Below are 14,461 nucleotides of genomic sequence, written 5' to 3'. Positions count from 1 at the left end.
GCCCGCCGACCCATGCCGGGTCCCGCTCCTGCCCCTTCCATGTCTGATCCTTTCCAATCCGCTGGCCGCTATCCAGGTCGCCTTGGCGGCCGGCTGGCGCTGACCGCGCTGGCGGCCGCAGCCGGCCTCGCAGTGGCGGCTGCTGCACTGGCGCAGGTGCCCGCCGCGCCGGGCGAACCCTACCTCGATGCCCCCGTGGCCGACGCCGCGCAGCAGCAGGCCGATCCTTCCTCGCGCATCGCCACGCTGACCGCGGTCGACGGCAATCTCAGCTTTGCGCCCGCCGGCTCGGACGCCTGGGCCGCGGCCGGGCTGAACCGGCCGGTCACCACCGGCGACCGGCTCTGGCTGGACCAGGGCGGACGCGCCGAACTGCACGCCGGCACGGTGGCGCTGCGCATGGGCGGCGCCACCGCCGCCAGCATCCTGAACCTGGACGACAGCACCACCCAGGTCAAGCTGACCCAGGGCACGCTGCAGGTGCGGGTGCGCGCGCTGCCGCCGGGCCAGACCGTCGAGATCGATACCCCCAACCTGGCCTTCGTGCCGCGCGAGCCCGGCGACTACCGCCTCGACGTGGCGCCCGACGGCAGCACCACCACCGTCACCATGCGCCATGGCAGCGCGGTGGTCTACGGCGACAGCCGCACCATCGAGCTGCAGCGCGGCGACCGCATGCGCTTTGCCGGCACCGACCTGGCCGATGCCGGCGGCGGAGCGGTGCCCGAAGACGCGTTCGACCGCTGGACCGCGGCGCGCGACGCGCGCGAGGACGCTTCGCAGTCGGCGCGCTATGTGCCGCGCGAGATGCCGGGCTACGCCGCGCTGGACGGCTATGGCGACTGGCAGGAAGACCCGGGCTACGGCGCGATCTGGTTCCCGCGCGTGGTCAGCGCGGGATGGGTGCCGTACAGCGCCGGCCATTGGGCCTGGATTGCGCCCTGGGGCTGGACCTGGATCGATGATGCGCCGTGGGGGTTCGCGCCCTCGCACTATGGCCGCTGGGCGTATGTGGGCTCGCGCTGGGGCTGGGTCCCCGGGCCGCGCGTGCGCCCCTGCTATGCCCCGGCGCTGGTGGCCTTTGTCGGCGCCGCCGGCCCCAACTGGAGTGTGCGCGTCGGCAGCGGACCGGGCGTGGCCTGGTATCCGCTGGGACCGCGCGACGCCTACCGGCCGGTCTATCGCGCCAGCCCGACCTACGTCGCCCGCATCAACCGGGTTACGGTCAACAATTTCGTGATGGGCGACCGCCGCCCGCCGCCTTATGCCAACCGCAGCGTGCCCGGCGCCATCACCGGCATGCCGGCGCGCAATTTTGTCGAGGGACGGCCGGCGCGTGGCCTGCACCGCCCCGAATGGCGCAACGTGCCGGCGGGCGAGGCCCACGGCGCGCCGCCGGTGGCGCCGGTCAAGGGCAGCCTGGTGGGCGCGGCGCCGCCGCGGCCGCTGCCGCCGCAGGCGCGCCACGGCTTCGAGCGCCAGGCCATCGCCGCGCGCGCGCCCGGCCGCCCGGCCCCGGAAGACCTGGCGCGGCGCCTTGCGCGCGAGGGCGGGGTCGTGCCCGGGGCGGGACCGGCCTGGCGCGGCGGCAACGAACGCCGGCCCGGCCGCGACGCACGACCGGTGCCGGACGTGCGCATGAGCCAGGCCGCGATCGCATCGCGCGACCACGCCCCAGTCCAGCAGCGCCCCGGGCGTATCGATGCCGACGGCGACGGCCGCGTGGATCGCAACGATGCGCATGCGCGGGGCGAGCCGTGGCGTGGTCCTGGCCGCGGCCAGAGCACCCGGCCCGACGAGGCGCGCGGCTTTGCCGGGCAGCCGGACGTGCCCGGCGACGCCCAGCGGCAGCAACAGGCCATGCAGCGCGAACAGCAGCGCCAGCAGATGGAGCAGCAGCGCGCGCTGCGCGAGCAGCAACGGCAGCTGGAAGAGCAGCGCCAGCAGCGCATGCCGCCGCGCCAGTGGGCCGACGGGCAGGAACGCCCGGATCCGGCGCGGCAATCGCAGGAGATGCAGCGCCAGCGCTTCGAACAGCAGCGCCAGATGCAGGAAGCGCAGCAGCGCCAGGCCGAACAGCAGCCGCGGCAGATGCAGGAGCAGCAGCGCGCGATGCAGGAGCAGCAGCGCCAGCAAGCCATGCAGCGGCAGGCGGACCAGCAGCGCCAGATGCAGGACCAGCAGCGCGCGGTGCAGGAGCAGCAGCGCCAGCAGGCGATGCAGCGGCACGCGGAGCAGCAGCGCCAGATGCAGGACCAGCAGCGCGCGGCACAGGAACAGCAGCGCCAGCAGGCGATGCAGCGGCAAGCGGAGCAGCAGCGCCAGATGCAGGACCAGCAGCGCGCGGCGCAGGAACAGCAGCGCCAGCAGGCCATGCAGCGCCAGGCCGAGCAGCAGCGCCATATGCAGGAGCAGCAGCGGGCCATGCAGGAGCAGCAACGCCAGCAGGCCATGCAACGGCAGGCCGAGCAGCAGCAGCGCCAGCAGGCCATGCAGCGCCAGGCCGAGCAGCAGCAACGGCAGATGCACGAGCAGCAACGCCAGATGCAGGAGCACCAGCGCCAGCAAATGGACCAGCAGCGGCAGATGCAACAGCAGCAGCGCGCGCAGCACGAGCGTGGCCAGATGGAGGCGCGCCAGGGCCGCGACGGCGATCGCCGCTAGTCACGCCTGGCCGTCGCAATGAAAAACCCCGGCATGCCGCGAGGCATGCCGGGGTTTGTGCTGGCGCGGTGCCGTACCGGCAGCGTGTGCCGCCTTACTTCGCCAGTTCGGACAAGCGGACCTGCGAGATCTTGCCGTTCTGCACCCAGCCGACCACGGTGTCGGCCATCGAGCCGCCCTTGGCGTCGATGCCGTCGACTTCGTTGGGATTGACCTCCTTGGCCAGGCCCTTGACCGCATCCGGCATCTTCGCGCGGATCGCCGCGGCGTCGCTGGTGGTGCCGGCCAGCTTCATTGCCCCGGCCAGCGCATACACCATGGTGTAGTTCAGCGACATCTCGGTGGTGGCATCGCGCCCGTCGTGCAGCTTCTTGTACCGGGCGTTGAAGGCCTGCGTGGCGGGGCGGCTGTCGTTGACCAGCGGCAGCACGCCGATCGAGCCCTCCAGCATGCCCAGGCCGTTGGTGACGCGGGCCATCTCGTCCATCTTGGCCTGGTCCATCACGATAAAGCCGCCCTTGAAGCCCAGCTCGCGCGCCTGCTTGACCACCAGCGCGGTCGGCTCCGACGGACCGCCGACGAACATCACGTCCGGCTTCTCGCTGATGGCGCGCGACACGCCGCTGTAGAAGTCGGTGGCCTTGGTGTACGACATCGGGTTGTTCGCCACCACCTTGCCGCCGGCGGCTTCCCACGCCGGCAGGAAGGCCTGCACCCAGGCCTTGGCGTAGTCGTGGTCGGCCGGGGCCAGCGCCACGTTCTTTCCGTAGCGCTTCATCTGCGCCTTGATGAACGGCTCGATATAGCCGGTATAGGCCGGCGGGATGCGGATGGTCAGCTTGTTGCCGGCATCGGTGATGCGCGGCACGCTGGAATAGGCCATCACCAGGAACTTCTCCTGCTCGTTGAAGGCCTGCAGCGCGAAGATGCCGCCCGAATGCGGCACGAACACCGCCGGGGTCTTGTGCTGCTGCACCAGGCGGCGCCCGTTGATGGCGGCCTCGGCGGGCGAGTACTTGTCGTCCAGCGCCACCACCTCCAGCTTGACCTTCTTGCCCTTGACTTCCAGGCCGGAGGCATTGATCTCGTCCACCGCCATCTGCACGCCCGACAGCACGTTCTTGCCATACAGCGCGGCGCCGCCGGACAGCGGTCCGGTATAGCCGATCTTGACCACTTCCTGCGCCAGCGCGGCGCCCGAAGCCAGCATCGCGGCCACGGCGGTGGCGGCCAGCGGGATGATGCGGCGCATGAGGTTGTGTTGCATGGTGTTGTCTCCTGAAAGTACTGCGCTTGTCTTGTCTGCTGTGTAGTGCTCGACCGCCTGTTTGCTCCCCTCTCCCGCTCGCGGGAGAGGGGCAGGGGGTGAGGGCAGGCAGTGGTCATGCCAACGCGAAACTTCGTTGCGACGCCGGCCCTCACCCCAACCCTCTCCCGCAAGCGGGAGAGGGAGTACCCAATCGGGATGGAAAAGGCCTTCGCTTCTATCCCCCGATGTACGCCTTGCGAATCCCTTCATCCTTCAGCAACGCATCCCGATCCCCCTCCATCACGATCCTGCCGCTCTCGATCACGTAAGCGCGATGCGCAATCCCCAGCGCCGCATAAGCGTTCTGCTCAGCCAGCAGCACCGTGGTCCCCGCGCGGTTGATGCGCTGGATGATCTCGAACATCTGCTTGACCACCAGCGGCGCCAGCCCCAGCGACGGTTCGTCGAGCAGCAGCGCGCGCGGGCGGCTCATCAGCGCGCGTCCCAGCGCTACCATCTGTTGCTGCCCGCCGGACAGCGAGCCGGCCGCATCGTCTTTTTTCTGCCGCAGGATCGGGAACAGTTCATAGACCTCTTCCAGCGTCCTGCGGATGCCCGCGCCGTCGCGCCGGTGCACATACGCGCCCAGCACCAGGTTCTTCTCCACGCTCATGGCCGGGAACAGCTTGCGTCCCTCGGGGCAATGCACCAGTCCCGCCTGCACGATCTGCGACGGCTTCATGCCGGACAGCTCGCGCCCGTCGAAGCGCATGCTGCCGCCGCTGATGCGGTGGATCGCGCTCATCGCCAGGAAGATCGAACTCTTGCCGGCGCCGTTGGCGCCCAGCAGCACCACCAGTTCGCCGGCGCCGGCGTGCAGGGTGATGTTGTCCAGCGCGCGGAAGCTGCCGTACGACAGCGAGACGCGTTCAAGCTGCAACATGGTCGGCTCCCAGGTAGGCCTCGATGACATGCGGATCCTGCTGGATCTGCGCGGGCGTGCCTTCGGCGATCTTCTCGCCGTAGTTCAGCACCATGATCTTGTCGGCCAGGCGCATGATCATGTCCATCTTGTGTTCGATCAGGCAGACGGTCTTGCCATGGCGCACCATCTTGCGGATCAGCTCGGCCAGGCCGACGGTCTCTTCGGGGTTGACGCCGCCGGCGGGCTCGTCGAGCAGCAGCAGTTCCGGGTCCGTCGCCAGCGCCAGCGCGAACGCCACGCGCTTGCGCGCCTCCTGCGTGATGTCGGCCGCGACCTCGTGCGCCAGGTGCGACAGGCCGACGAAGTCGAGCGCGGCCTCGGCCTTGTCGCGGCACAGCCGCTCTTCCTCGCGCAGGCGGCGGGTGTTGAACAGCACGTCGCCCAGCCCGGAACGGGTGCGCAGCCGGTGGCCGACGATCAGGTTGTCGAGCACGGTGGCGCGGTCGAACAGCGCCGTCGCCTGGAAGGTGCGGGCCACGCCGAGGCGCGCGATCTGGTCGGCGCGCAGGCCGGCCACGTCCTGGCCCTTGAACAGGATCTGGCCGGAGGAGGGCGCATGGGTGCCCGCGACCAGGTTGAAGAAGGTGGTCTTGCCGGCGCCGTTGGGGCCGATGATGGCGTTGATATGGCCCTGCTCGAAGGTCACCGAGACATCGTGCACGGCGGTCAGGCCGCCGAATTTCTTGGTCAGGTTGCGGATCTCAAGCATGGTCGGCTCCGGCGCGGGTGGTCGGTACAGCGGCGGTGTGGCTCGCGGCAGCGGGCTGGGCCAGCTTGCCGCGGCGCTCGGCGGCGGCCTTGCGCGCCTGCTTCTTCAGGTAAGAGCCGACGATGCCGTCGGGCACGAAGATGATCAGCAGCACCAGCACCGGCCCGAACACCAGCATGCGGTAGTCCTGCATGAACTGCAGCGACTGCGTGATCCACGGCACCAGCACCGCGCCCAGCAGCGGCCCGAACAGCGTGCCGATGCCGCCCACCAGCATCGACATCACCATGTCGAAAGTCAGGTCGGTGCGGGCGATGTCCGGGCCCAGGAAGCGCACCTGTCCCGCGTACAGCGCGCCGGCAAAGCCGGCATAGCCCACCGACAGCACGAACGACAGCACCTTGGTGCGCATCAGGTTGATGCCCAGCGCCTCGGCCAGCGCGTCGCTGTTGCGCACGGCCATGAAGCTGCGGCCCAGCAGCGAGGTGACGATACGGTGCATCAGGAACACGCCGACCGCCAGGAAGGCCAGCACCAGGTAATACTGCGCCTGCACGCTGTCGAAGCCGAGCGGCCCGATCGCCGCCGGCACCGGGATGCCGATCAGCCCCACCGTGCCGTGCGTCAGGCTTTCCCACTTCTCGATCAGCAGGTAGATGATGTAGCCCACGCACATGGTGAAGATCGAGAAGTAATGGCCCTTCAGGCGCAGCGACACCACGCCGACCACATAGCCCAGCACCATGCACAGCACCCCGGCCAGCACGAAGGCCAGCCAGAACGGCACCTGGTAGTCGACGGTCAGGATCCCCAGCGTGTAGGCGCCGATGGCCATGAAGCCGCCGTGCGCCAGGTTCAGCTGACCGGTATAGCCGGTGATCAGGTTCAGCCCGAGCGTGGCAATGGCATAGATGAAGGCCAGCGTCATCACGGTCAGGTAGTAGCTGTTGGGCGTGACCAGCGGGAACGCGATCGCCAGCGCCAGCAACAGCATCCAGCCGGTCTTTCCTTGCAGTGCTTTCATGTCTTGCTCCTCAGGCTGCCTTGCCGGCAAACAGGCCCTGCGGCCGGATCGACAGGATCACCACCAGCAGCACGAAGGCGATGATGTCCTTGTAGTCGGTGGAAACGTAGAAGCCGCCGAAGCTCTCGGCCATGCCGATGATCAGCCCGCCGACGATGGCGCCGGGGATGCTGCCCATGCCGCCGAGGATGATGATGACGAAGGCCTTGGTGATCACCAGGTTGCCCATGCTGGGGTAGACCAGGTTGATCGGCGCGTACAGCGTGGCGGCGATCGCGGCCAGCGCGCCGGAGATGGCGAACACCAGCAGCGTTACGCGCGTGGCGTCGATGCCGACCAGCGCCGCGCCTTCACGGTTCTGCGCCATCGCCATGATGGTGGCGCCGGTCATGGTGCGGGTCAGGAACAGGTGCAGCAGCACCATCAGCGCAAAGGCGGCGCCGATGATCAGCAGGCGCTGCAGCGGCGCGGTCAGGCCGAACACATCGACGATCTGGCCATAGGGCGTGGGCATGCGGTGGAAGTCCGCGCCCCACAGCGCCTGCGCACCGGCCTCCAGGAACAGCAGGATGCCGATGGCGGCGATCATGTCGTGCAGCTCGGGCGAATTGCGCAGCGGGTGGAACACCAGCCGGTCGGCCAGCATCGACAGCACCGCCACCACCAGCGCCGCGCCCAGCATCGCCAGCCAGTAGTTCACGCCCAGCGCCGTCATCAGGTAGTACGACACGTAGGCGCCGGCCATGTAGAAGGCGCCGTGCGCGAAATTGGGCACGTGCAGGATGCCGTAGACCAGCGTCTGGCCAAGCGCCACCAGGCTGTACACGCCGCCCAGCGTCAGGCCGTTCAGGAACTGTTGAAGGAACAATGCCACGGGGGTACCTCTTACGGTTCGGGAAAGCAGGCACGCGCCGGCAATGGCCGTGCGTGTTCCGTCGCGGCGACGCCAGGTGCGGCCGCGCAGGTGAAACTCGGGCGCTGTGGGTCAGGCCGACGGCAGCGCGGGTTGTCGTGCCGGAGTGCGTGCGACGGTGCGGGCGTTGTTGCGCGGAAGCGCCACGTCCACGTGCGGGTCGAGGCAATGGTGGTGCGCAATGCGGTGCTGCGGATGCTGCATGGCGGTGTCTCCTGTGCGATGCGGCGCGATGGCCGCCCGGCAAGCCGGACGACCTTGCCGTCCGGTGACGCCGTGTCGGGAAAGCGTTCCCGCACGATCGTTCGTTTTCGCCGACTTTTGCATAGGCGCGCGGGCACCGTCAAGGAAAGCGGCCCGCTATTCCGCACCGCGAAATAGCAGCGGCCGCGCCTCCGGGTAAGCCCTGACGGGCAGGGCCGTCATCATCGCTGCGCTACATGGTTTCCATGCCGCGCCTGCATGGTCCGGACCAGCTTGAAAAAGCCCCCGCCGCTTTCTATGGTGCCTTCATCAGCCCCAAGGCACTGTCGCGGCTATCCACCCTGCAGTTTGCTGATGACCAGGGGGGAGAGCCGATGAAGATTGCGCAGATTGCACCACTAGCCGAACGCTGCCCGCCCAGCCTGTATGGCGGCACCGAGCGCATCGTTTCGTACCTGACGGAAGAACTGGTGTGCCAGGGCCACGAGGTCACGTTGTTCGCCAGCGGCGACTCGGTCACCGGCGCCGAACTGGTGCCGTGCTGCGACATGGCGCTGCGCCTCGATGCGGACGTCGGCGACCATCTGCCCTACTACGTGATGATGCTGGACCGCGTGATGGCGGCCGCCGCGCGCTTCGATGTCCTGCATTTCCATATCGACATGCTGCAATGCCCGCTGCTGCGGCGCCTGCCGGTGCGCGCGGTGACCACCTTGCACGGGCGGCTGGACTTGCCGGAGCTGCAGCCCTTCTATGCGCATTTCCCGCAATTCCCGCTGGTGTCGGTCTCCGACGCGCAGCGCGCGCCGATGCCGCCGGTGAACTGGGTAGGCACGGTGCACCACGGCATCCCGGCGACGCTGCTGGACTACTGCGCCAATCCGGCGGGCGACTACCTGGCATTCCTTGGCCGCATCTCGCCGGAAAAGCGGCCCGACCATGCCATCGAGGTGGCCGCGCGCGCGGGTTTGCCGCTGAAGATGGCGGCCAAGGTCGACCGGGTCGACCGCACCTACTGGCAGGAAGTGATCCGCCCGCTGGTGGCGGCGCATGCCGAAGTCGAATACATCGGTGAAATCGACGAGTCTGCCAAGTCGGCGTTCCTCGGCAATGCGCGCGCGCTGCTGTTCCCGATCGCCTGGCCCGAGCCGTTCGGCCTGGTGATGATCGAGGCCATGGCGTGCGGCACGCCGGTGATTGCATTCGACTGCGGTTCGGTGCCCGAGGTGATCGAGCCGGGCATCAGCGGCTATATCGTGCACAGCGTCGACGAAGCGGTGGCCGCTGTCGCCAGCGCGGCGACGCTGCCGCGCGCCGGCGTGCGCGCCGCGTTCGAAGCGCGCTTTACCGCGGAGCGGATGGCGCGCGACTACGTGCGCATCTACCAGGGCTTGCCCAACCCCGGCGACGCGGGCGAGACACATGGCGAGGCCGACGGACTGGCGCTCGCATAACCGCACACGACCACTGCTGGAGAGACCCCCTCATGCCTGCAGAATCCTCGGAACATCCCAACCGCTCGGTGGCGGTCGCCGGCGCCGGCGACGTCGCGCAGTTCTATATCCCCGCGGCGGCGTCGCTGCAGGAGCGGCGCCCGCGCACGCTCAAGCATGGCGACACCTTCGCGCTGTTCGACCATAACGGCGACGCGATCGGTGCGCCGGGCAGCCCCGAGGGGCTGTTCCATTTCGACACGCGCCACCTGTCCTTCCTGCGGCTGACGGTGGAAGGGCAGCGTCCGATGCTGCTGTCGTCGACGCTCCGCGACGACAATGCCGCGCTGACGTGCGACCTGACCAACCCGGACCTGTTCGACCAGGAGGGCGCGTTGTGGCTCGAGCACGACCTGATCCACCTGCGCCGCTCGCGCTTCCTGTGGAACGGCGCCTGCTATGAACGCCTGAGCGTGCGCAACTTCGACGACCGGCCGCGGCGCGTGTGCATCGACATCGCCTTCGATGCGGACTTTGCCGACCTGTTCGAAGTACGCGGCACGCAGCGGCTGCGGCGCGGCACCCTGCACCCGCCGCAAGTCGACGGCGCCGCGGTCACGCTCAGCTATACCGGCCTGGACGAGGCGCGGCGCGAAACCCGGCTCTCGTTCGATCCGAAGCCGCAGGAGCTGAGCGGCAGCCGCGCCAGCTTCACGCTGCTGCTCAAGCCGTCGTGCATGCAGCTGCTGCGCATGGAGATCCGCTGCCAGTCGGTGGAGCATGAAGAGCGCGGGGCCCAGTCCTTTCTCGGCGCGCTGCTGCAGTCCCGGCGCGAGCTGCGGCGCTCGTCCGGGCGCGCGGCGTCGATCACCACCTCGAACGAGCTGTTCAACGAAGTCGCGCGGCGCAGCATCTCCGACCTGTACATGCTGCTGACCAACACCGTGCACGGACCTTACCCGTATGCCGGCATCCCGTGGTTCAGTACGGTATTCGGCCGGGATGCGCTGATCACCGCGTTGCAGACGCTATGGCTCGATCCCGAGATCGCGCGCGGCGTGCTGCAGTACCTTGCCGCGATGCAGGCCGAGACCGTCGATCCTGGCGCCGATGCCGAGCCCGGCAAGATCCTGCACGAGATGCGCCATGGCGAAATGGCGCGGCTGGGCGAGGTGCCGTTCGCGCTCTACTACGGCAGCGTCGATGCCACGCCGCTGTTCGTGCTGCTGGCCGGCGCCTACCTGCGGCGCACCGGCGATGTCGACACCGTGCGCGCGCTGTGGCCCCGACTACAGGCCGCGCTGGACTGGATCGGCGAGTACGGCGACCGCGATGGCGACCTGTTCGTCGAATACGGCCGGCAGTCGCCGGAGGGCCTGATCAACCAGGGCTGGAAGGACAGCCGCGATTCGGTGTTCCACGAGGACGGGCGGCTCGCCGCCGGCCCGATCGCGCTGGCCGAGGTCCAGGCCTACACCTACGGCGCCTGGCAGGCCGCGGCGCAGATCCGCGCGGCGCTGGACGACAGCGAGGGCGCCGCTCGCTATGCCGCCAGGGCGGAAGTGCTGCGCGACGCCTTCGACAAGCACTTCTATGACCCCGCGCTGGGCACTTACGTGCTGGCACTGGATGGCCAGAAGCAGCCGTGCCGCATCCGCGCCTCCAACGCGGGGCATACGCTGTTTACCGGCATCGCGCTGCCGGAGCGCGCGCCCTCGGTCGTGGGCACGCTGATGCAGAGTACGTCGTTCTGCGGCTGGGGTATCCGCACCGTCGCCGCGGACGCGGCGCGCTTCAACCCGATGAGCTACCACAACGGCTCGGTCTGGCCGCATGACAATGCCCTGATCGCGGCGGGCATGGCGCGCTACGGCTACCACCCCGAAGCGAGCCGCATCTTCGAGGGCCTGTTCGCGGCCTCGAGCTATATCGACCTGCGCCGCCTGCCCGAACTGTTCTGCGGCTTCGCGCGGCAACGCAGCCAGGGACCGACCTTCTATCCGGTGGCGTGCGCGCCGCAGGCCTGGGCCGCGGCCGCGCCGCTGCTGATGCTGCAGGCCTGCCTGGGCCTGGACTTCGACACGCAGGAACCGGCGATCACGTTCGAGAACCCGTCGCTGCCGCCTTTCCTGGACGAGGTGGTGTTCCGCAACCTCGGCGTCGGCGGCGGCAGCGCCGACGTCGCGGTGCGACGTTCCGGCGAGCGCGTGGTGGTAGACGTGCTGGAGCGGCGCGGGCCGGTGCGGGTATTGACGCGGAATTAGGCTCTGGCGGTGAGCGGGCGCGGGCCTTGCCGGGGCGCGCGCCGCGCGCTACGCGAGGTCTGCCGGCAGCGCGCGCAGGCACGCCACCAGCGCCGCGACCACATCGTCCTCCACCGGCTGGCGCCGCCACATCAAGCCCACCGGCGGCAGGTCCCAGCTCAGCGCATGCGGCAGCACCGCCGCGCCCCTGGCCTCGGCCAGTTCGCTGGCAACGGCCCTGGGCACGATGGTCGTCGCCGCCGGATGCCTGCGCATCAGCGTGGCCATGGTCTTGATCGAATACGTCTCGACCATCGGCGTCGGCTGCGCCACCCCCGCGACCGCGAAGATGGTGTTGATGGTGCGCCGTATCGGCGTGTTGGGCGGCGGCAGGATCCAGTCGCGTTCGGCCAGCCGGTGCCAGTCGAGCGCGCCGCGCGCCAGCCGGGTGGCGGCCGCGGTGGGCACGACCAGCGCCGGCTCTTCGCGATACAGCGGCTGCTGCACGATGTCCGCGCCCGGCGCAAAGAAGGTGCGCGCGATGACGCAGTCCAGTTCATGCTCGCGCAGTGCGCCGACCAGCTCGTCGGTGGTGCCTTCGCGCACCAGCACCGACACCCGCGGGGTCTGCGCCAGGCCGAAGGTGCAGGCCGCATCGAGCACGCCGCGGCTGATGTAGGGAATCACGCCCAGGCGCAGCCGGCCCGACAGGCCAGCTTCGATCGCCGCCAGTTCGCGCCCCAGCGCATCGGCATCGGCCAGTGTCAGCCGGGCGTGCGCCAGCACCGCCAGGCCGGTGGGCGTGGGCTCCAGTCCGCGCCGGGTGCGGGTGAACAGCGGCACCATGAAGATGTCTTCGATCTCGCGCAGGGTCTTGGTGACGGCGGGCTGCGACAGGTTGAGCTCGGCCGCCACGCGCGACACCGAGCGCTGCCGCGCCAGCGCGAGCAGCAGCGGCAGGTGGCGCAGGCGCAGCCGCGATACCAGGTTGTGGACCAGCTTGTCGGGGGCGATGGACACGGGGGCTTGCTGCGCCGGGGGCGGGCGCGATAACGGTATTACCACATGGTAATACCACAATAACCAAACAGGCACGACTGGTTATTCCGCAAACCTATACTGGCCGGCATCACAGGAGCCTTGCCCATGTTCACCACCCGTCCCGAGATTGTTGGCACCTTTGGCGTTGCGGCGTCGACGCACTGGCTGGCCACGCAGACCGCCATGGGCGTGCTGGAGCGCGGCGGCAACGCCTTCGATGCCGCGGTCGCCGCGGGCTTCGTGCTGCAGGTGGTCGAGCCGCACCTGAACGGCCCCGGCGGCGAAGTGCCGATCCTGTACTGGAGCGAGCGCGAGCGCGCCATGCGCTCGGTGTGCGGGCAGGGCCCGGCGCCGGCGCTGGCCGATCCTGCCGCGCTGCGCGCCATGGGGCTGGACCTGGTGCCCGGCATCGGCCTGATACCGGCCGCCGTGCCCGGTGCCTTCGGCGCATGGCTGACCATGCTGCGCGAGCATGGCAGCTGGACCCTCGCCGAGGTGCTGGCGCCTGCCATCGGCTATGCGCGCGACGGCTTTCCGCTGGTACCGCGCATCGCGCGCGCGATCCTGGCGGTGCAGGCGCTGTTCCGCGACGAATGGCACAGCTCGGCCCAGACCTGGCTGCCCGACGGCAAGGTGCCGCGCCCCGGCAGCCTGCACACGCTGCCGGTGCTGGCGGCCACCTACACCCGCATCGTCGAAGAGGCCCAGCGCCGCAGCGATACCCGCACCGGGCAGATCGACGCGGCGCTGGATTGCTGGTACCGCGGCTTCGTGGCGCAGGAAATCGATGCGTATTGCCGCCATACGCCGGTGCGCGACACCACCGGCGACAAGCACGCCGGACTGCTGCGCCTCGAAGACATGGCAAGCTGGACGCCCGGGATCGAGGCGCCCGCGACCCTGGATTTCGGCCGCTATACCGTGGCCAAGTGCGGCATCTGGAGCCAGGGTCCGGTGTTCCTGCAGCAACTGGGCATGCTGCGCCATGCCGGCCTGGAGCAGCATGCGGCGGATTCACCCGAGTTCGTGCACCGCATTGCCGAGGCCGCCAAGCTCGCCATGGCCGACCGGCTGGCGTGGTACGGCGATCCGCATTTCGCCGCGAGCCCGCTGGCGGGTTTGCTGGACGATGGCTACCTGGCTGCGCGCGCACAGCGCATCGGCGCGCAGGCGGCGCTGTCGCTCGAGCCCGGCACGGTCAACGGCATTGCGCCGCGCCTGCCCGACCTGGCCGCGGCCGCGCGCACGCTGCAGCGCGCCGACGTGCGCTTCGGCGTGGGCGAGCCCACCTTTGCCGAACTGCCGCCGGTGGCCGAGTGGGCCGAACAGGAGATCTTTGTCGGCGATACCTGCCATATCGACGTGATCGACCGCCACGGCAACATGGTCGCGGCCACGCCGTCGGGCGGCTGGCTGTCGTCGAGCCCGACCATCCCGGCGCTCGGCTTTGCGCTCAATACCCGCCTGCAGATGACGTGGCTGGAGCCGGGCCTGCCCAATACCCTGGCGCCCGGCAAGCGGCCCTGCACCACGCTGTCGCCATCGCTGGCGCTGCGCGACGGCGAACCCTACATGGTGTTCGGCACGCCCGGCGGCGACCAGCAGGACCAGTGGTCGCTGGCATTCTTCCTGCGCCATGCCGTGCATGGCATGAACCTGCAGGAGGCGATCGACGCGCCGGCCTGGCATGTCGACCACTTCCCGGCTTCGTTCTGGCCGCGCCAGACCGTGCTCAACCGCATCAGCATCGAATCGCGCTTCCCGGACAGCACGCTGGCGGCACTGCGCGAGCGCGGCCACGACGTGCGCGTGGGCGAGCCGTGGTCCGAGGGCCGCATGTCGGCCTGCTCGCGCCAGTTCGACGCCCGCGGCCGGCTGGTGCTGCGCGCCGGCGCCAATCCGCGCGGCATGCAAGGCTATGCCGCCGGACGCTGACGATCCAACTGGTTCCACTCAATAGACAGACAGCAACGAAGACGGAGGAGTAACACCATGC

At 69.5% G+C, this 14,461-nt stretch carries 11 protein-coding genes; 4 read left to right on the top strand and 7 right to left on the bottom strand.

What is annotated here, in order from left to right:
- Positions 1–39 precede the first annotated feature (39 nt).
- Entirely contained in the window at positions 40–2,664 is a 2,625-nt protein-coding gene (locus tag AC3FMM_RS27505) for a DUF6600 domain-containing protein (RefSeq protein ID WP_488687744.1), read from the top strand.
- A 94-nt stretch (positions 2,665–2,758) separates the two neighbouring features.
- Here the strand turns inward: AC3FMM_RS27505 and AC3FMM_RS27500 are convergent, their stop codons facing one another.
- The 6 genes from AC3FMM_RS27500 to AC3FMM_RS27475 all read right to left on the bottom strand — a co-directional run bounded on the left by AC3FMM_RS27500 (position 2,759) and on the right by AC3FMM_RS27475 (position 7,748).
- Complete coding sequence (locus AC3FMM_RS27500; protein WP_326348264.1) at positions 2,759–3,931, bottom strand: ABC transporter substrate-binding protein; 1,173 nt, start codon at positions 3,929–3,931, stop codon at positions 2,759–2,761.
- Positions 3,932–4,148: 217 nt separating this feature from the next.
- A complete protein-coding gene (locus tag AC3FMM_RS27495; RefSeq protein ID WP_115713715.1) occupies positions 4,149–4,856 on the bottom strand; it encodes an ABC transporter ATP-binding protein in 708 nt (235 codons plus the stop codon).
- Positions 4,843–5,607 (bottom strand): ABC transporter ATP-binding protein, encoded by a 765-nt coding sequence (locus tag AC3FMM_RS27490; protein ID WP_012356559.1) that lies wholly within the window; start codon positions 5,605–5,607, stop codon positions 4,843–4,845. The genes AC3FMM_RS27495 and AC3FMM_RS27490 overlap by 14 nt, the downstream gene beginning before the upstream one ends.
- Positions 5,600–6,631 (bottom strand): branched-chain amino acid ABC transporter permease, encoded by a 1,032-nt coding sequence (locus AC3FMM_RS27485; protein WP_115713714.1) that lies wholly within the window; start codon positions 6,629–6,631, stop codon positions 5,600–5,602. Before AC3FMM_RS27485 ends, AC3FMM_RS27490 begins: the two co-directional genes overlap by 8 nt.
- A gap of 10 nt (positions 6,632–6,641) precedes the next feature.
- Complete coding sequence (locus AC3FMM_RS27480; protein WP_488687743.1) at positions 6,642–7,505, bottom strand: branched-chain amino acid ABC transporter permease; 864 nt, start codon at positions 7,503–7,505, stop codon at positions 6,642–6,644.
- A 111-nt stretch (positions 7,506–7,616) separates the two neighbouring features.
- The gene (locus AC3FMM_RS27475; RefSeq protein ID WP_277343545.1) at positions 7,617–7,748 is read right to left on the bottom strand and encodes a hypothetical protein; all 132 of its coding nucleotides are present in this window, start codon (positions 7,746–7,748) and stop codon (positions 7,617–7,619) included.
- Between the two features lie 374 nt (positions 7,749–8,122).
- Between AC3FMM_RS27475 and AC3FMM_RS27470 the strand changes: the two genes are divergently transcribed.
- Positions 8,123–9,202 carry a glycosyltransferase family 4 protein gene (locus AC3FMM_RS27470; protein WP_115713713.1) on the top strand — a complete coding sequence of 360 codons (1,080 nt, stop codon included), beginning with the start codon at positions 8,123–8,125 and terminating at the stop codon, positions 9,200–9,202.
- A gap of 32 nt (positions 9,203–9,234) precedes the next feature.
- Complete coding sequence (locus AC3FMM_RS27465) at positions 9,235–11,445, top strand: amylo-alpha-1,6-glucosidase (RefSeq protein WP_488687742.1); 2,211 nt, start codon at positions 9,235–9,237, stop codon at positions 11,443–11,445.
- 48 nt (positions 11,446–11,493) lie between these two features.
- On the opposite strand, the gene AC3FMM_RS27460 is transcribed toward AC3FMM_RS27465, so the two are convergent.
- The gene (locus AC3FMM_RS27460; protein ID WP_488687741.1) at positions 11,494–12,444 is read right to left on the bottom strand and encodes a LysR family transcriptional regulator; all 951 of its coding nucleotides are present in this window, start codon (positions 12,442–12,444) and stop codon (positions 11,494–11,496) included.
- 126 nt (positions 12,445–12,570) lie between these two features.
- Between AC3FMM_RS27460 and AC3FMM_RS27455 the strand changes: the two genes are divergently transcribed.
- On the top strand, positions 12,571–14,400 hold the full coding sequence (locus AC3FMM_RS27455) for a gamma-glutamyltransferase family protein (RefSeq protein WP_488687740.1): 1,830 nt from the start codon (positions 12,571–12,573) through the stop codon (positions 14,398–14,400).
- The last annotated feature ends 61 nt before the right edge of the window (positions 14,401–14,461 follow it).

Source organism: Cupriavidus sp. 207A1 (genome assembly GCF_057798955.1).
This window is presented reverse-complemented; position numbering and strand designations above follow the sequence as displayed.